Origin of the sequence: Saccharospirillum alexandrii, assembly GCF_004000275.1 — a bacterium.
In the GTDB taxonomy this organism is placed as follows: Bacteria; Pseudomonadota; Gammaproteobacteria; order Pseudomonadales; family Natronospirillaceae; genus Saccharospirillum; species Saccharospirillum alexandrii.
Genome location: NZ_RCIP01000002.1, coordinates 740,780 through 758,550 on the forward strand (window position 1 = coordinate 740,780; position 17,771 = coordinate 758,550).

At 55.1% G+C, this 17,771-nt stretch carries 16 protein-coding genes; 6 read left to right on the forward strand and 10 right to left on the reverse strand.

The features are described 5' to 3' along the window. Positions 1 to 79: 79 nt before the first annotated feature. Positions 80 to 1,402, reverse strand: a complete 1,323-nt coding sequence (locus EP166_RS11090; protein WP_127556908.1) for an ABC transporter substrate-binding protein — start codon at positions 1,400 to 1,402, stop codon at positions 80 to 82. 417 nt (positions 1,403 to 1,819) lie between these two features. On the opposite strand from EP166_RS11090, the gene EP166_RS11095 reads away from it, so the two are divergent. Further along, positions 1,820 to 2,677, forward strand: a complete 858-nt coding sequence (locus tag EP166_RS11095; protein WP_127556910.1) for a class I SAM-dependent methyltransferase — start codon at positions 1,820 to 1,822, stop codon at positions 2,675 to 2,677. 45 nt (positions 2,678 to 2,722) lie between these two features. Here EP166_RS11095 and EP166_RS11100 read toward each other — a convergent pair whose 3' ends face one another. Both EP166_RS11100 and EP166_RS11105 read right to left on the reverse strand, forming a co-directional pair. After that, a complete protein-coding gene (locus tag EP166_RS11100; protein ID WP_127556912.1) occupies positions 2,723 to 3,538 on the reverse strand; it encodes a DODA-type extradiol aromatic ring-opening family dioxygenase in 816 nt (271 codons plus the stop codon). Between the two features lie 93 nt (positions 3,539 to 3,631). After that, positions 3,632 to 4,243 carry a DUF2239 family protein gene (locus EP166_RS11105; RefSeq protein ID WP_127556914.1) on the reverse strand — a complete coding sequence of 204 codons (612 nt, stop codon included), beginning with the start codon at positions 4,241 to 4,243 and terminating at the stop codon, positions 3,632 to 3,634. A gap of 135 nt (positions 4,244 to 4,378) precedes the next feature. On the opposite strand from EP166_RS11105, the gene EP166_RS11110 reads away from it, so the two are divergent. The 3 genes from EP166_RS11110 (at position 4,379) to EP166_RS11120 (ending at position 7,745) form a co-directional block, all read left to right on the forward strand. Then, positions 4,379 to 5,302, forward strand: a complete 924-nt coding sequence (locus tag EP166_RS11110) for an AEC family transporter (RefSeq protein WP_127556916.1) — start codon at positions 4,379 to 4,381, stop codon at positions 5,300 to 5,302. A gap of 113 nt (positions 5,303 to 5,415) precedes the next feature. Continuing rightward, positions 5,416 to 6,786: a decarboxylating NADP(+)-dependent phosphogluconate dehydrogenase gene (gene gnd, locus EP166_RS11115; RefSeq protein ID WP_164743908.1), complete on the forward strand. Its 1,371-nt coding sequence runs from the start codon at positions 5,416 to 5,418 to the stop codon at positions 6,784 to 6,786. Between the two features lie 95 nt (positions 6,787 to 6,881). Further along, positions 6,882 to 7,745 (forward strand): CvfB family protein, encoded by an 864-nt coding sequence (locus EP166_RS11120; protein WP_127556920.1) that lies wholly within the window; start codon positions 6,882 to 6,884, stop codon positions 7,743 to 7,745. Here EP166_RS11120 and EP166_RS11125 read toward each other — a convergent pair. From EP166_RS11125 to EP166_RS21740, 7 genes are all read right to left on the reverse strand, one after another. After that, on the reverse strand, positions 7,732 to 8,451 hold the full coding sequence (locus EP166_RS11125; protein ID WP_127556922.1) for a head GIN domain-containing protein: 720 nt from the start codon (positions 8,449 to 8,451) through the stop codon (positions 7,732 to 7,734). The genes EP166_RS11120 and EP166_RS11125 overlap by 14 nt on opposite strands. Before the next feature lie 236 nt (positions 8,452 to 8,687). Then, positions 8,688 to 9,197: a GNAT family N-acetyltransferase gene (locus EP166_RS11130; RefSeq protein ID WP_127556924.1), complete on the reverse strand. Its 510-nt coding sequence runs from the start codon at positions 9,195 to 9,197 to the stop codon at positions 8,688 to 8,690. Between the two features lie 57 nt (positions 9,198 to 9,254). After that, positions 9,255 to 9,752 carry a GNAT family N-acetyltransferase gene (locus tag EP166_RS11135; protein ID WP_127556926.1) on the reverse strand — a complete coding sequence of 166 codons (498 nt, stop codon included), beginning with the start codon at positions 9,750 to 9,752 and terminating at the stop codon, positions 9,255 to 9,257. Between the two features lie 41 nt (positions 9,753 to 9,793). Further along, on the reverse strand, positions 9,794 to 10,699 hold the full coding sequence (locus tag EP166_RS11140) for a hypothetical protein (protein ID WP_127556928.1): 906 nt from the start codon (positions 10,697 to 10,699) through the stop codon (positions 9,794 to 9,796). A 119-nt stretch (positions 10,700 to 10,818) separates the two neighbouring features. Beyond that, on the reverse strand, positions 10,819 to 11,265 hold the full coding sequence (locus EP166_RS11145) for a GNAT family N-acetyltransferase (RefSeq protein WP_127556930.1): 447 nt from the start codon (positions 11,263 to 11,265) through the stop codon (positions 10,819 to 10,821). Between the two features lie 39 nt (positions 11,266 to 11,304). Continuing rightward, entirely contained in the window at positions 11,305 to 11,754 is a 450-nt protein-coding gene (locus tag EP166_RS11150; RefSeq protein ID WP_127556932.1) for a GNAT family N-acetyltransferase, read from the reverse strand. A 55-nt stretch (positions 11,755 to 11,809) separates the two neighbouring features. Further along, positions 11,810 to 12,298 carry a GNAT family N-acetyltransferase gene (locus tag EP166_RS21740; RefSeq protein ID WP_127556934.1) on the reverse strand — a complete coding sequence of 163 codons (489 nt, stop codon included), beginning with the start codon at positions 12,296 to 12,298 and terminating at the stop codon, positions 11,810 to 11,812. A 903-nt stretch (positions 12,299 to 13,201) separates the two neighbouring features. On the opposite strand from EP166_RS21740, the gene EP166_RS11165 reads away from it, so the two are divergent. Both EP166_RS11165 and EP166_RS11170 read left to right on the forward strand, forming a co-directional pair. After that, on the forward strand, positions 13,202 to 16,624 hold the full coding sequence (locus tag EP166_RS11165) for a hybrid sensor histidine kinase/response regulator (RefSeq protein WP_127556938.1): 3,423 nt from the start codon (positions 13,202 to 13,204) through the stop codon (positions 16,622 to 16,624). After that, positions 16,621 to 17,559: a response regulator transcription factor gene (locus tag EP166_RS11170; protein WP_127556940.1), complete on the forward strand. Its 939-nt coding sequence runs from the start codon at positions 16,621 to 16,623 to the stop codon at positions 17,557 to 17,559. Before EP166_RS11165 ends, EP166_RS11170 begins: the two co-directional genes overlap by 4 nt. Positions 17,560 to 17,771 lie beyond the last annotated feature (212 nt).

Genomic DNA, 17,771 nt, shown 5'->3' on the forward strand with positions numbered 1-17,771 from the left:
CCTTCAGGGGCGTCACCGGCACCCGCCGCTCGCTAAGTCCGGTTGTTCGAACCCCGAAGATTGAGTCACTACTGCTGAATCAGTCTTGATATCCAGCGCGGCGCATTTCACGGTTCACAACCGTATTGGCATTGGCCAATGCGCGATCAACCGTTGAACTGCCCGCCAGGGCACCGGAGATCTGTTGTCCTACCGTGGTGCCAAAGCCGCTGAAACCCGGGATGGCCACAAACTGCACGCCGGTGTAGGGCGACGGTTCCAGGGTTGAATCATCCGGGTTGGCTTTGCGCATTTGCGTCAGCGTCATGCTGGCGAATTCCGCAGCATCCAGGTAGTCCTGGTTCTCGTAGGTGGAAACACGCGTACCGGGGGGAATGGCGGCAATGCCGTGACGGTCTGCGACCAGTGCCGAGTACTCTTTCGAGGTGGCCCAGGTGACAAACTTCTGAGCGGCGTCTTTCTGGTCTGAGCTGACCGGAATGGCCAGGGCCCAGGCCCACAGCCAGCCGCTGCCTTTCTCGGTTACCTGGCTTGGTGCGGCGGCGAAGCCTACTGAATCGGCGACGTTGGATTGGCTGTCGTCGGTAACGAAGCTACCGGCGACGGTGGCGTCGATCCACATGCCGCATTTGCCGGTGTTGAACAGTGCCAGGTTTTCATTGAAACCGTTGCTGCTGGCACCCGGAGGGCCATAATTGCCGAGCAGGTCGACGTAGAAATTAACGGCACTCTTCCATTCATCGGTTTCCAGTTGAGCGTTCCAGTCCATATCGAACCAGCTGCCACCGAAGGCGTTGACCATGGTGCTTACCAGCGCCATGTTCTCACCCCAGCCAGCTTTACCGCGCAAGCAGATGCCGTATTGTTCGTTCGATGGGTCGTGCAGCGCGACGGCAAACTCACGCACCTGATCCCAGGTGGGTGCCGCTGGCATGCTCAGGCCTGCGTCTTCAAACAGGTCGGTGCGATAATAAGTCATCGAGCTTTCGCCGTAGAACGGCAAGGCGTAAAGCTGGCCATCGGCTGACAGGCCGGCTTTTACCGATGGGAACAGGTCGTCTTCGTCGTAGCTTGCGGGCAGGTTGTCCATGGGCTCGAGCCAGCCGTTGGCTCCCCAGATGGGGGTTTCATACATGCCGATGGTCATGACATCGAACTGGCCGCTGTTGGCGGCGATGTCTGTGGTCAGACGCTGACGCAAGACGTTTTCTTCCAGTATGACCCAATCCAGTTCAATGCCCGGGTTGGCGGCTTCAAACTCGGAAGACAGGGCTTGCATACGGATCATGTCACCGTTGTTTACGGTGCCAATGGTAATGGTTTCTGCCAGTGCGGCGGTGGTGCAGGAAACACCAATGGCGAGCGCGCTCAGGCGCAGCCAGGTCGTTGGGGAAGCGTTCATTGTCATTCACCTATCGTTGTTTTTGTATGTCTGCGATGTCGGGAATCCCGTTACGGACGACACCATTAAACGAGTAAGACGAACAACTCACCAATACTCCAACCGAAAGTTTCTATACTTTTTTGACCTACCAGAATGCCGATTTGAAAATCAGCAACGGGTGAAGTATCAGGTGCCGGGTGTGTCTATACGGGGTAGTCCGCAGCAAGGATGCTGCGGCCTAGGCCCCATGGACGGGTTTATCCCGAGCGATGTGTCGCACCACCCGGATAGACACACCCGGTGGCTGATACGGGCGCCTGGCAATGAACTGAACATGACCCCTGGCACAGAATGCACGACCGTCACTGAACACTGATTCACCACCCCCAAAGACCGTGATAAGGTAACCCGACTCTACTAACAGACGGCACTACCATGGACTCCAAAGAATTTGGGCTGGTTTTTGGCCAGCAATTAACAGGGATGGAAGATTTACACTACGGGTTCTGGGACGACACCATTCCCGAGATCTCTGTGCTCTACATGAAACAAGCACAGCTGCGCTATACCGAACAGCTTATCGAAACCATTGAAGCCCATGGCTCTGGAGCGCAGCGGATCATCGACGTAGGGTGTGGCACCGGCCAGGTATTGGTGGCCCTGAGTGAGCGAGGTCATCAGGTGGATGGTGTGATTCCCGCGCCGCACTTGGAAAGCCGGGTTCGCGAGAAAGTTGCCGCCGGTAATCTAAACAGCACCGTCTGGGGTTGCACCCTGCAGGATGTGCCGGTCGATACGCTGGCCGGCCAGTACGATACCGTTCTGTTCAGCGAGAGTTTTCAGTACATTCCTTACCAGACCGCACTGGCGGCCGCCAACACCCTGCTCAAGCCCGGTGGCCATGTTGTCATCTGTGACTTTTTCAAAACCGACAACACCGGTGATGGTCAGCCCGGCGACAAGAGTTTCGGCGGCGGTCACCCTTACACCAAATTCGTGAAAGACCTGGAAGCCTCGGATTGGGAGGTACTGGAAAACAGCGACATTACCGCCAACACCAGCCCGAACATTCATTTGCTCGATGTGCTGTTGCGTGAACGCATCGGGCCGGCAATGGGCACGCTCGATCAGTATCTGGGTGAACGTCACGGTCTGATTTTGAAGTCGGTTAAATGGTTATTTCGCAAGAAGCTGGCCAAGCTGAAGTTCAAGTACCTCAGCGGCCATCGCAGCCAGGCGGTGTTTGAACGATACAAAACCTACCGGCGCATTGTTCTGAAGAAGGTGGGCTGACAGTGCCCTCAGACAGGCTCGGGGTGAGCCTGTCTGAGGGAGCAATTATTCCCGCCAGATCACGCAGAACGTCCGGTAACCCAATACCGTATCATCAAACAAAATCTCTCCAGCCTGGCCCCCGCCCGCCGCCAGGCAAACGGGCAACGGCAACAGGTGTTCTTCACGCGGGTGGCTGAACCGGGCACCCGGGGCCTGATCCCAGTCGATCATTTTTGCAAGGCGTTGCTCCGGCGTCAGCTCCGGATTAGTCAGGGTCTGGGCCAGCCAGTCATGAAACTCGCGGTTAATGGCCCTGGCCTGGTCGTTGCCGTTTCGCATCACACTCATATTGTGGAACGAAAACCCGGACCCGAGAATCATCACGCCTTCGTCGCGCAAGGCAGACAGCGCCTGACCCATCGCAATGTGCGCTGTGGGGTCCAGCCCTTCGATCAGTGACAACTGCAGCACCGGAATGTCCGCCTGGGGGTGCATCAGCATCAGCGGCACGAAGACACCATGGTCATAGCCACGCTTTGCATCGGTATCGACCGGCAATCCAGCGTTAGCAAGGCATTCCTCCACCCGGGCACGGATAGCTGCCGGATTGGTTGTCGGATAGTGATATTCGTAGGTCTCGGTGGGAAAGCCGTAGTAATCGAACAGCAGAGAGGGTGTATCGGCATCCAGTAACGTCGGCCGCGGCGCTTCCCAGTGCGCACTGATCACCAGTATCGCTTTCGGGCGCTCATAGTGTTGCGGCAATTGCCGCAGAAAGTCGGCAATCGCCTGCTGGCTGGGTTCGTTGAGCAGCGGCATCGGGCCTCCGCCGTGTGGGATAAAGACCGCGGGTGCCCGTTGGATGGTTGGCGTATTCATGGTTGGCTCCTCATGATTATGGCGGCAAGCATAGCCCTGCGAGCTGGGCGGCAACCATCAAAATAAGTTGTGCAACACCTTCACCCTATTTGATTAAAACGACCGCATTGAATGTTCATGCCGACGATCCGGCTCATTGGCTTCCCGCCAGTGTTGCACTTCGCCCACCAGAGCTCTGATGTGACGCTGCACATCTTCGGGCCAATCGGCCATTTCGGTAAACATGGCGCCGTATTGGTGGCGATAGAACTGGCGCAATGCTTCCTCATAGCGCGGCAGGTCACCGGCCAGGGTTTGCATAAAGCGGTCTACCGCCAGCGATGCTTCTTCCAACTGAACCACCGGTGACTTGCGTGCCGCTTCCACCATGCGCCGCAAGGCGGCTGATGCACCGCCTTGCTGGCGGTTCAGCCATTCCCAGTGACGCGGTAACAGCGACACTTCACGCGACTGCACGCCCAGCTTGGGTCGCCCCCGCCCCTGACGTTGCTGCACCGGGGCCTCGCCTGCCTGATAGGCCAGGCTGCGGGTAATCAGTTCGTCCGGCTGGGTCCAGTCGATCTCCAGCACCCTGGATGTTTGATGATTCAGCACCAGCAACGAGGCGTCCTGCTCGGCCTCGAGAAAGGCCCGAATGGCTGGCAGAGCCTGGTCTGGCTCGCCTTCGGCGACCTTGAGGTTTCCATTGAATGCAATGACTTTCATAGAGTTCTCTTTTATTTTTACCCGGTATTAAACCAGTGTATCCAGATTTCTCACGTTCGAACAGTGCTTTTGTCGTCCCTTTACAGCCAGGTGCTCCAGAGGGTTAAATGCGGCCTTTACCAACTGGAACACGGAATGATTGCCAACGCGCTCGGGCCCGTCTTTTTGCTGATTCTGCTGGGCGTCGCGCTGCGACATTGGGACTTGCCGCCAGCCGCCACCTGGCCTGGCATCGAACGGCTGACCTACACCGTCCTGTTCCCGGCGCTGCTGGTTCACCGGCTGGCACTGGCCGATTTTGATCTGCGCACGTTCGGCCAACTGGCGCTTACCCTCTGTTCGGCCCTGCTAGTGATCAGTCTGCTCTTTTTCCTGCTGCAACGCTGGCTGGCCAAAGACGGACCAGACCTGACGTCGGTGTACCAGGGGGCAGTGCGATTCAATACCTACATCGGCCTGGCCGTCGTCAGTGCGCTGCATGGTGAGCCGGGCCTGGTAATTGCCGCCATGGCCATGGCGGTGATGATTCCCTTTGTGAACGTACTGTGCGTGCTCACTTTTGCGCTAACCGGCACCGGCTCTCAGGTATCGGCCCGGGGCATCGTGCGCGCCCTGCTCAGCAACCCTCTTATTCTCGGCTGCCTGGCCGGCGTTGCGCTGAACGTGAGTGGCATTGGCCTGCCAGGCTGGACCGCCGACACGGCTCGCCTGCTCGGCTCTACAGCCTTGCCATTGGGCCTGCTGGCCGTTGGTGCGGCACTTAACCTGCGCACCCTCAGTGCCGATGTAAAACCCGTTTTGCTGGCCAGTCTGGTGAAATTCGCCCTGCTCCCTCTGGCACTGGTTGCCCTGGCGACCCTGTTTGGCGTGAATGCGCTGGGTGTGTCGGTACTGCTGATTTTAGGCACCCTGCCCACGGCCAGTTCCGCTTTCATTCTGGCTCGCCAGATGGGCGGCAATGCCAACCTCATGGCCAACATCATTACCCTGCAAACGCTGATGGCCTTTCTGGTGATGCCCGCCTGGCTGGTTCTGGCCGCCAATACCGCGCTATTCTGAAGCGCTTCTCAGGTTGACGGGGTAGCCCTTCCTGATTGCATTATTAAGAATTGCCCTTATTACCCTACAGACTCAAATTACTGCGGATGTGTCCGCCGACAAGGAGTGACCTGATGAAGGGTGATTGTACGATTGGCCTGATTGGCCTGGCTGTCATGGGCCAAAACCTGGTGTTGAACCTGCTCGACCACGACAACAAAGTAGCGGTCTATAACCGCACCGCTCAAGTCACTGACGACTTTGTTGGCGAAGCCAAGCATGCCAATCTGGTCGGCACCCATTCGCTGGAACAGTTCGTTCAATCATTGGCCCGGCCACGTAAGATCATCCTGATGGTGAAGGCTGGCGACCCGGTCGACGCCGTTATCAACGACCTCAAACCCCTGCTCGAAGACGGTGACATCCTGATCGACGGTGGCAATTCCCTGTTTACCGATTCCCAACGTCGCAGCGACGACCTGACGCCGCAGGGCATCCACTTTGTCGGCTGTGGCATTTCCGGCGGGCAGGATGGCGCGCGCTTTGGCCCGTCGATGATGCCCGGGGGCGATGAATCAGCCTGGCCTGCCCTGAAACCCATTTTGCAGGGCATCAGCGCCAAAACGCAGGCCGGTGAACCCTGTTGCGAGTGGATGGGCAACGGCGGCTCCGGTCATTTTGTCAAAATGGTGCACAACGGCATCGAATACGGCGACATGCAAATGATTGCCGAGATCTACGACCTGCTGCGCCACAGTGGCCGCGACAACGAAGCCATCGCCAGCCTGTTCGATACCTGGAATCAGGGCCGCCTTGCGTCCTATCTGGTCGAAATTACGTCTGACGTACTGCGTATCAAAGACGACGACGGCAGTGACTGGGTCGATAACATCTGGGACAAGGCCGGCCAGAAAGGCACCGGCAAATGGACCGCCATTCAAACGCTGGAACTGGGCGTACCGGGTTCCATCGTCACCGAAGCCGTGTTCGCACGGGCGCTTTCATCGCGCTGGGAAGAGCGCCAGGCGGTGCACGAAAAATACGCAAAGACGACCACAATTGCCGGTTACCAGGGCCTGGAAGACGACGCCGAAGCGGCGCTCTATGCCGCCAAACTGCTCGCCTACGCTCAGGGCTTTACCCTGCTCACCGAAGCCGCCCGCGAATACAACTGGACGCTGAACATGGCCAACATCGCCCAGGTCTGGAAAGCCGGTTGCATCATTCGCGCGAACGCACTCGACCCGATTCAATCGGTCTTTCAGGCTGAACCCGACCTCGACAACCTGATGCTCAGTGATTTCTTCGTCGACGAACTCAAGGGCTGCGAAGCCGCGTTGCGCCGCTTGCTGGTTCGTGCCATCGAAGGCGGCGTTCCGGTACCGGCGCTGTCCAATGCACTGGCCTACTACGACGGCGTGCGCAGCCAGCGTTTGCCCGCCAACCTGATTCAGGGCCAGCGCAACTTCTTTGGCGCCCACGAGTACGAACGGTTGCCCGGCTGACGGTTCAGGATGTTGCTGCTGACGCGCGCGGTAGCGTGTCGGCGCAACATCCCACTACACTTCCTTTCAAACGCTTCACGCAAGGCACCCCGACTATGGCACAAATTGGCACCTTCAACTCGATGGAAGTCGTTTCCCTGACCGACTTTGGCGCCTTTCTCGATGGCGAAAATCTTGGCACCATTTTGCTGCCCAAAAAACAGTGCCCCGAGCCCATTCACGAAGGCGACTTCATCAACGCCTTTATCTATCTTGACTCTGAAGACCGGTTAATCGCAACACGCATCAGGCCAAAAGCGGAAGTTGGGCAATGCGCACTGCTTGAGGTCAAGGAACTTACTTCCTTTGGTGCCTTTCTCGACTGGGGTCTGCCCAAAGATCTGCTGGTGCCGTTTAGCGAGCAACGCAAACCGATGGAAGCGGGCCAGAAACACGTGGTCTATCTGTTTGTCGACAACCTGACGCAACGCATTACCGGCAGTGCCAAGCTGAGCAATTTTCTGGCTGAGGAAACCGACGCCTATCGGGTCAACGACCCGGTCGATCTGCTCATTGCCGGACGCACAGATCTGGGCTATCGCGCCGTGGTCGATCAGCGCTATCTCGGCATGGTATTTAACGAAGATGTGCTGCAGCCGCTGAGCATTGGCCAGCGCATAAAAGGCTATGTAAAAACCGTTCGCGACGACCACAAGATCGACCTGATGCTGCAGCTTCAAGGCCATGAAGCGCGGGTCGACATTGCCGACCGGATTCTGAAAAAACTGACCGATAACGGCGGCGTTCTGGAACTGTCGGATCGCTCCACCCCGGAAGCCATCTACTCGGCCTTTCAGGTCAGCAAGGGCAATTTCAAGAAAGCCATTGGGCGCTTGCTCAAGCAGGGAAAAATCACCCAGGAGACCCACCGAATACTGTTGCGCAACGACCAGCCTCCCAGTGATTCTAAAGGGGGTTAACAGATGCCGACCCGGCCAGATCCTGATGGATAACAGGCCTGCCCCGGTATCGAATGCTGGCGGCTCCGGCGGCATCCACCCGCAAGGCATCCTCAGCCCAGACCCGTACCGAGGCACTGCCGGCCGTATCGATATCTACGTCACGGGCAACCAACGCCTGGGCGTCAATATCGGCCGACCCTGAAGCGTCGATCGAGAACCGATCAGCACGGCCCGCCAGACGAGCATCAACACTGCCCGCCGTATCGAGGTCCAGCTCATCGACCGTGAGTACCATGTCGATGTCTGCACTGCCGGCGATATCCAGCCTTAACCGGGGCGTCTCAAACCCATCGGAAACCAGCTGAGAGCTGCCACTCAGGTCCAGTCTTTCCAGCCGACTGAGGTAGAGATCGTAACTGAGCGGTGAGCGAGAGGAGATTGTGACACCCCGGCGCGGCCGTACTTCCAGCCTGTCACCGGTCAAGTTAATGTACAGCTCATCAAGCACGTTCTGCTGAGCATGAACCACCAGTTCATTGCGCTCAGACTGGTGCAGGGTGACGTTCGCCCGGCCGCCGATATCAACATGCAACACTTCACCCAGAGCGATTTCCGTGACAACCACCTCCCCCTCTCCGCGAACCGTACTGTTGTAAGCGCAACCCGCCAGGGCAAAGGTTACAAAGGCGGCCCAGAGGGTCCACCGGCTATTCCTGACCAGCATATCGATTTCCTTACTATTGTGATTGGTGGCGTTGCCATAGCGAGAGATGTGCCAACCGGACTAGCAGGGCTGCAAGCCAGGCACCGCGGGGCCCGGATGTGTTCATAGGCAACAAGACAAGCATGCAATTAAGCAAAAACGCTATTTATTTTAGCGATATCGACCAAACGGATCAATTATTCTACTGCGTAAATACCTTCAAACGATCATGGGTCTTCAGAGTATCGACAGCCCTGCTAGGAACGGGGCATCGAGTAAATATCGGATCTTTTCCCATTCACCGATAGTGTTTCCCTGAAGGACTCGCCAATCCGCATTGCCACTCTCCTGGACGCCTCATTCTCCGGGTGAATCACACTAATCAACTCGTCCAGATCAAGGGACTCAAAGGCCCAATTTCTTGAGGCCCGGGCTGCTTCAGTCGCATAACCCTTCCCCCAGAACTTGGGAGAGATGCCCCAGCCAATCTCAATGCTTGGCCAACCATCCGGATACCAGATACCTACCCTGCCGACGAAACGCCTGGTTTCCTTTTCCTCCACAAACCAAAACCCGAATTGCCGTACCATCCAGTGTCCAGCCAGCATCGTTAAAACGTTCCAGCTCTCCCAGCGCGATAGAGGCTCACCCGTACCAAGGTATTTTGCAAAGTCGGGACTCGCGTTCATTTCTGCGAAATCGTCCAGATCTTCAGCAGATATACCCCTAAGACGCAGCCGTTCCGTTTCGATGACCGGTATGTCCATAAAACCCAACTCCTTTATAGCGTTCTAATTTATTTCGTAGACCGCCGCTATTCATGCTTAACAGGGCCGTACTTCATAGTAGAAAAAGTGCATATCTGTCGCACGGTAAAGTTCCCGTTTGACAGTCGGCTCTTCCACCGCCACTTCCGATATCACCTTTTCCCAGAATGTATAAGCACCCTGATTTCCAGCAAGTACTCTGGTAACCCACTTTCCAGGCTGCATGGCAACCGTCATGTTAAATGCGGAGCGGCCAACCCCAGCACCCTTAAACTTTCTCAGTACAAAGAACTGGCCAATATCAAAAGTATCTGTGCTGCCAGGGAATCTTCTGATCAAAGAGAAACCCGCCACTTCGTTATCAACCATGATCAAATAAGGATAGTGCTCTGGTGTGGACCAGTACTCGGCCAGATCGGTGAGCGACTTATCTATCTTGTAGGTACCATCTTTGTCTGGTGGCCACCCCATATACTCAGACATATCGTACAGATAGTACTGAAACAGGTTTTCTACATACTGGCAGTGTTCTGCATGCACTAGCGATATCGACAAAAAATGATCACCTTAAATAACAAGCAAAGTAGCGTTAACCACTATATCCCAAAGCTTTCCATACGACTGATGAGCGCATGGTGCCGATCAACATACTCTGTTAAGTCCGGGCCTGAAACCTGGTGAATAACAGAACCAACCGTACCGCATGAATCGCAGTCTACTTTACTGACAACTACCTCATCGCCTTCCAGATAACCAAGTAACTGATGAAACTCTTCTGCACTGGCGTTTACCATGGCGTTTACATCCAAAAAGTAGTTTCGTGCAAACTTTGGCAGTATCCAATACTTCCAACCAAAGGTTTCCTTCTCGAAAGCACCATTGATGTACGCATTCACTTGGATCCATTCACCGATTAGCGGCAACCGAATTGCATCATCAGCCAAAATCACCTCAGGTTTCGATGTCAATACACCTTCTTTAACAAGGTACTTGCCAACATCCAGAGCTTCTTCAATCATAGCAATACAGGCAATATAGCCTACCAGGTCCATTTGCTGGCTACACCAGTGTTGCAGATCAGTCACCAGTGGCCCCCAGAGCGTGGCGTCGTTAAGCACCCGGGACTGGTAGCTTTGCATCGCTTTGTAGAGATCACCGTATGGCAGCAGTGGATCTTCTATGCCCGGCACCTTGCTAACCCTGAAATTATTTCCGGCAATGATCGCTCGAGCCAGATCTTCCGCCTGCGTGTTCTGCAAAGACTGCTCTGCCAACCAGACCAGACAATCCTGTTTACCGGTGTCGCAAAGCTTGGGGGTTTCTACAACCAGCGAATCCAGCTTCGCCAAGTGGGAAACGGCAGGAGAGTCGCCCATATGAAGGTGGTACTCGTCAAACAGGGCTTGGGATTCTCCAGATAGTGGCGTGTTAAAGGGCAAGTGGAATAGCGCCAACCAAAGAACAACCACCCCAGACAGTGCAAGCGCCCCTTTAGTTAACATGGAATCTCCTTCTCCAGATAAAACGTATTTGCAGACCAGACCTTTAAGAGGTCGGGGCATCAAGCGTAGATGCGCCCCACATGATGACCATAAAGGATTCCGCTCAACATCGATCGCCTTTAACCCTTAACCATTGTATGTGAGTAAACTTTGAAACCGTGACTGTGATAAAAATCAACAGCCCGCTTGTTATCCACTAAGACTTCTAACCTGACAGGCTTATTCAAAAAAACCCTCAATTGCAGATATTCCAGAAGTTGAGAAGCCAACCCCTGATTTCGATAGGCCCGGGCTGTAAACAGCTGTCTAAGATAGAAGCAATCACCATCATCTCGATACAGCGCATAGGCAATTGGCAGACTGCTTCTGATAATACCGTAACAACGATAATCGTGCTGGAGCCACCGTCTCATTCTGGCAGTCAACGCCTGGATATCCATTGCGTTGCTGTGCCCCTCATCCAATATTAACTGCTCATTCAACTCTGCAAGTGCTTCAGAATAACGCTCATTGAGTTCTGTTATATTTATCAATGGTGTTTCCATTTTTGACAGAAAACCATTCATTCAGCCTCAATGTAATTGTAATCTGGACTATTGCACCACCTAGTTTTCACAATAATACTCCATAGGCTGGAACGACACACCATCCCTGCTTCCAACAGGACCTGATTCAAGAAAACCGAACCGTTTGTAGACTGGCACTGCATGAATCGACGACCGAACGCTGAACCTACTGCACTGACTCTGCCTTTTAACATGTTCCCAAAGACTGCGGGATATCCCCTGCCCCTGAAATTCTTCTGCTACAAACAAATGATACAGATGCCCAGGTTTCTTAACCGATATATAGCCAACGATAGCGCCAGATACTTCAAAAACGAGATTCAAATAATCAGCATCTGATAGTCTCGCCAAAAATGCTTCGTGAGTTAACGTATCCTCCAGCCAAGAGGGCAGTGTTTCACCTGATCCGTCCAGATAGTAGTGCGCCAATGCCTTTACCAGGCTGGAAACTGCCGGTACATCCACATTAATTGCTGCACGAATACTCATCGTCTTCTCCGCCTCCTTAGGCCATCACGCCCGATTCAGGAGGTGTCACAACGCTTCAATCAGCCGACATAACTCCTTGCTCGGCGTTAGAGGCACTCATTAACAACAGCTTATCGGTAGACTCGGACTCTATAATGGCGAACCCCAGACTTGAGTACAATGATAGCGCAGGTGCATTATCCCGATAAACACGCAAAGTAACCCTTGCTGCGTCGGTCTCCTGTATGGCTTTCGCTATGAGCTTTTTACACAACAACCGGCCTGTACCCACGCCTCTCGCTTCCGGTGAGATGATAATACGGCCAAGGTGAACTGACCCTTGCCTGACAACCCAGAATTGACCAAAGCCTATACAGCGATTGTTGCCAGCAGCTAAAGAATAACTTGAGCCGCCTTTTACTGACAGCAGCTCAGGCAATTCTCTGGCTGAAAATGGGAAAGGCACCAATGGGCCCGCCCAACGGGAACATGAGACTGCATCCTGTATCCATGTTGCAATGGTATCGTAATCGGATGGTTCCGTGGCTCTCAATTCGAAGTCCATAGAACTATCGTTCCTGGTTAGCGTGAATTAGAACACACGGATGCAGGAGAAGCGGATACGCCTTCTTGGCGCTTGATTTCATCAAGAGCCTTCCCTGATTAATGTTTTGATCTCGACATGTATTCGTGTTCTCTCAACGGGCGTATCTTTCAGGACCATAGACTCTCACCACAATGGAGTGCGGCCCTTGACTAGGGGTTTTTAACCCAACCAATACTGAGAACATAGCGACTTCCCTTTAAAACCTTGCCAACGGAGTGCTCTGAAATATCAGACCTGAAGTACTTAATGCGCTTACTTTCATACAGTGGCGAACTGCAAACAAACTCGCCTCCTGATGTCGGGGCTTTCAGGATGATATTCAGCCGATAGTGCTCGCCCCGTGCCACCTTGTCTACATGGGGAGGGATTTCCTGGCCCTCACTGAACTTCAAGATATAGATATCAAATGGATAGGGCCATAGCCCGCACCCAATCAGCATTTTGGCGTAACCGGTATTCTGACGCCCTTTTTGCCATCTGAACAACCTTGAGAATATGCCCTTAGGCTTCAATTGCGGGAGCCCTCATAAACTTGGAAGCACACCAACCTAAGCGGAAGTGCAGGCCTGGTCAAGCTTGCAGTAAGGTTTGGCGGGGCAGGATTACCCCTGCAAGGTCTGGTTAAAGGCAGAGACGGGTTGTTGGATTCAGCACTTGGGTTTGCTCCCCAGGGGCCTTCGACAGGCTCAGGCCGAACGGGGTGGGTATACAGGCAAAATAGGGCATGTTTCCTGCTATAGGTTACTCATTCAGCCCCAAAACAGGGCTTCTACTCACGATCAGGCTGCTTTTTTGGGCTTTTGCGCGCGTTATTGAGGCGCTTGGCGCACCAGCATTGATCATAATAGCGGGTTCGCGGGCATGGCCGCCTCACAAAAAATATTCAAGGTCCGCCGGCACTACAACAAATGGGTCGCCAACCAGACACTGGAAGACTATGCGCTGCGCTTTACCGCGCGGGCGGGTCGCACCATGAGTATTCAGCGGGTGGGAAATACCGCTCTCGGCGCTACCGCGTTTCTGGCGCTGGAAGGCATTGCGGCGGCGGTAACGCTGAATTACGGTTTTATCAACACCGTAACTGCCATGGTTGTGGTGTGTGTGTTGTTCTTTATTACCGGCTTCCCCATTACCTACTATTCGGCCAAACACGGGCTGGATATCGACCTGCTGACCCGGGGGGCGGGTTTCGGGTATCTGGGCTCAACGCTGACCTCGCTGATCTACGCCTCTTTTACCTTTATTTTCTTCGCCATCGAAGCGGCGATTCTGGCCTCGGCGCTTAAAGCGCTGCTGGGCATTCCCCTGCCCATTGGGTATTTCCTGTGTTCCGTCGCGGTCATTCCCATTGTGACTCACGGGATTAAAGCGATCAGCAAGTTCCAGGTGGGTACCCAGTCTATTTGGCTGCTGCTGCAATGCTCGGCATTGCTGGTTGTCATCGTTCACGACTACCAGTCGATACCGGACTGGACTCAGTATGCGCCCGCCAAAACCCCGGGCAGCGATGCGTTCAGCTGGGTGCTGTTTGGAGCGGCGGCGTCGGTATTTTTTGCACTGGTCGCGCAGATTGGCGAACAGGTCGACTACCTGCGTTTTCTGCCCACCAAGACACCGGAAAACGCACGCCGCTGGTGGTTCTGGCTGATCCTCGCCGGGCCAGGCTGGGTGTTGTTCGGTCTGATCAAGATGCTGCTTGGCTCCTTTCTAGCGTATCTGGCCATTACCGCGGGCATTCCCGCAGAAGTCGCATCAGACCCCACTCACATGTACCAGACGGTGTTTCTGTATTTAACCAACACACCGGCTATCGCGCTCATACTCGCGGCGCTGATGGTGATCATCTCGCAAATGAAAATCAACGTGACCAACGCCTACGCGGGCTCCATCGCCTGGTCTAACTTTTTCTCGCGGCTCACCCACAGTCACCCGGGCCGGGTAGTCTGGCTGGTGTTCAACGTCACCATTGCGCTAATTCTGATGGAGCTGGGCATTTATCAGTCACTTGAGGCGATACTGAGTATTTTTGCGATTGTGGCCGTCAGTTGGCTGGGGTCTTTGTCGGCCGATTTACTGATCAACAAACCCCTCGGGCTCAGCCCTTCTTACGTTGAATTCAAGCGGGCGCATCTCTACGACATTAATCCCGTTGGTGTCGGTTCCATGTGCCTGGCAACGGCCATTGGCATGGTCAGCTATCTTGGCTCATTTGGTGAAGTGGCAGCCAACCTGGCGCATTTTATCAGCCTGGGCACCTGTTTCATCGCGGTACCGGCCATTGCCTGGCTGACCAACGGCAAATATTACCTGGCCCGTCAGTCACCCGAGCTGATTCCCCTACTGCAACCGGTGGATGCCGATCACCCAGTAGCGTTGCTCACCTGTGGCGTGTGCGAAAATCGGTTCGAACAGGAGGACATGAGTTTCTGCTCCGCCTACGATCTGCCTATCTGTTCACTCTGTTGTTCGCTTGATGTTCGCTGCCTGGACCATTGCAAACCCAAGGCCCGGCTGTCACAACAATTGATCGACAGCCTGCGTCTGGTATTGCCGGTACGCGCCGTGCGCTGGGTGAATTCCCGACTTGGGCGGTTTACCGCCTTACTGCTGGTAATCACCGTGTTGCTGTCGGCGTTGCTTGCCCTGGTATACCGGCAAATGCAGCCCGCGACACTGGCTGAAACGGCCCTGTTGGAACAGACGCTGTGGTCACTGTTTTTTACGCTGTTTATTGTCTCCGGAGTCATCGCCTGGTTGTTTTTGCTGGCCCATGAAAGCCGGCTGGTTGCGCAGCGCGAATCCAACCGGCAAACGCACAAGCTGATGCGCGAGATCGATGCGCACCAGGCGACTGACCTGGCATTGCAACAAGCTAAGGAATTGGCAGAACGGGCCAATGCCGCGAAGAGCCGTTACCTTACCGGGCTCAGCCATGAACTGCGCACACCCTTGCAATCCATTCTGGGCTACGCCCAATTGCTGGCCGACCGGCCCGACACGCCGGATCGACACCAGGATGGCTTGGCCATTATCGGCCGCAGCGGTCAGTACCTGACGGACCTGATCGAAGGCTTGCTCGATGTCTCGAAAATTGAAGCCGGCCGGCTCGAGCTGTATCGCAACCGGGTTGCTCTGCCAGAACTGATCGAACAACTGGCCCAGATGTTTGCCATGCAGGCCCGCGACAAAGGCATTGAATTCGATTTTCGCTTGCACGACCCCCTACCCAAAACCGTTATCACCGATGAGAAGCGGCTGCGGCAAATTCTGATCAACCTGCTTTCTAACGCGATAAAATACACCCAGGCTGGCGGTGTCTTACTCGATATTCACTACCGCAACCAGGTTGCGGAGTTTGTGATCAGCGACACCGGTTCGGGCATTCCCGAGGCCGACCTGGAACGTATCTTTGCGCCTTTTGAACGGGTGCGTACAGCAGAGTCGCCCAACCTGCCGGGCACCGGCCTTGGCCTGACCATTGTTAAACTGCTGACAGAGATAATGGGAGGGCAGTTGGGGGTGGAATCAAAACTCGGGCACGGCAGTCGCTTTACCGTCAACCTGATGCTGCCCTGGGTTACGCTGTCGGATGCCGATGCGTCGCAACCCCGGCGCATTGCCGGTTATGAAGGCCGCCAGCGCACGTTAATGCTGGTCGACGATGACCCGGTGCTGCGCGGCTTGCTGTCCGATCTACTAATCCCCCTCGGCTTCACCACCCTGGAAGCCCAGGACGCCAACGCTTGCCTCGGAATGCTCAACCAGATTTCACCGGATCTGTTTTTACTCGATATCTCAATGCCCGGCATGAACGGGCTCGACCTGGCGGCCACCCTGCGCGACCGGGATATTACCGCGCCGATCATCATGCTCTCGGCTGACGCCAAGGAATACCAGAGCACCGGTCATGCCACACCGGCGTACAACGATTATCTGGTTAAGCCCGTCACTAACCAGAACCTGCTCGACAAACTGGCGCATCACCTCGCGCTGACCTGGACGTATCAGCTGCAGGAACCGTCAGACCCGGTGAACGCCTCAGCCGGGCGCACAACAAAGCACAGCCCGCAACGGCCAAACCCCCTGGTAATACCCGACCACCCAGTGGTGCGCGAGTTGAAAGCCTTTGCCGAAATCGGCTACACCAAAGGGGTTCGCGCCTCGCTTAAGCAACTTCGCGAGTCGGATATTATTCAGAACGACACCCTCACCTACCTCGAACACCTTACCCGCAAACTCCAGTTTGAAACGCTGGTGCACTGCCTGGAGCTTGATACACCATGAACGCTAATGCCTCTTCAGCGCCGTCCCAGGTTCATCGCCCCGACACTCCCGACGTGGTGCTGGTGGTCGATGACTCGCCCGATGCACTGAGTATGATTAACGACGCCCTCGAAGCCGAAGGCATGGATGTGCTGGTTGCACTGGAGGGCAAACAGGCGCTTACCATAGCGCGACGCATCCGGCCCGACATTATTCTGCTCGATGCCGTGATGCCGGTACTCGATGGTTTCGATACCTGCACTGCGCTGAAAGCCGACCCAAGCCTGTCGTCCATTCCAGTTATTTTCATGACCGGTTTAAGCGACACCAACGATGTGGTGCGCGGCCTCGAATGCGGGGGTGTCGACTACCTGACCAAGCCCATTCAACCCGGCGAGCTGCTGGCTCGCATGCGCGTACATCTGAACAATGCGCGCCTGACCTCAAGCGCACAGACCGCACTCGACAGCACAGGCCAGACGCTGTTCACCGTTAATGCTGATGGCGCCATTCAATGGGCCACACCACAAACCCATGCCCTGCTGGCCCGTGCACGGGCAGCCGAGCGCTGGCAGCAAAATGAGCTCGCTTCGCAGTTGAGACACTGGCTCGGCCATGGGCCCGAACCCGGCCACCAACTCACTCTGACGGGCCTTGATCACGCATTGAGTATTCGCCTGATCGCACAGCACACCCATCAGGAAACTCTGCTCAAACTCGTCGATGAAGAACGAGCCGCAGGCCCGGCTCAATTAAAAAATACCCTTGGGCTGACCGAACGTGAATCCGAGGTGCTCTACTGGGTAGCCAACGGTAAATCGAACCGGGAAGCAGCCCAAATATTGACTATGAGCCCCCGCACAGTAAACAAACACCTGGAAACTATTTTTCAAAAACTCGAAGTGGATAACCGGACCGCGGCAGCCGGAATTGCCCTGCGACAATTGGCCGAATGATCGGCTCATTTCGTCTGATCTGCGCCGTCATTTTTCTGACAACACACGCCATGAGCAACAAAATACTGGCGGCCACCGGCTTACCCAACCCAGCTAAGTTGCTGTGTTTTAAGCATAAACAGAGTTTGGCACAGCAATCGCATAGAGCGCCAGCACGGTACCGAAGGTGCCACGTCAATTGACTGACTGCTGGAGTGATGTTCGCCGAACCG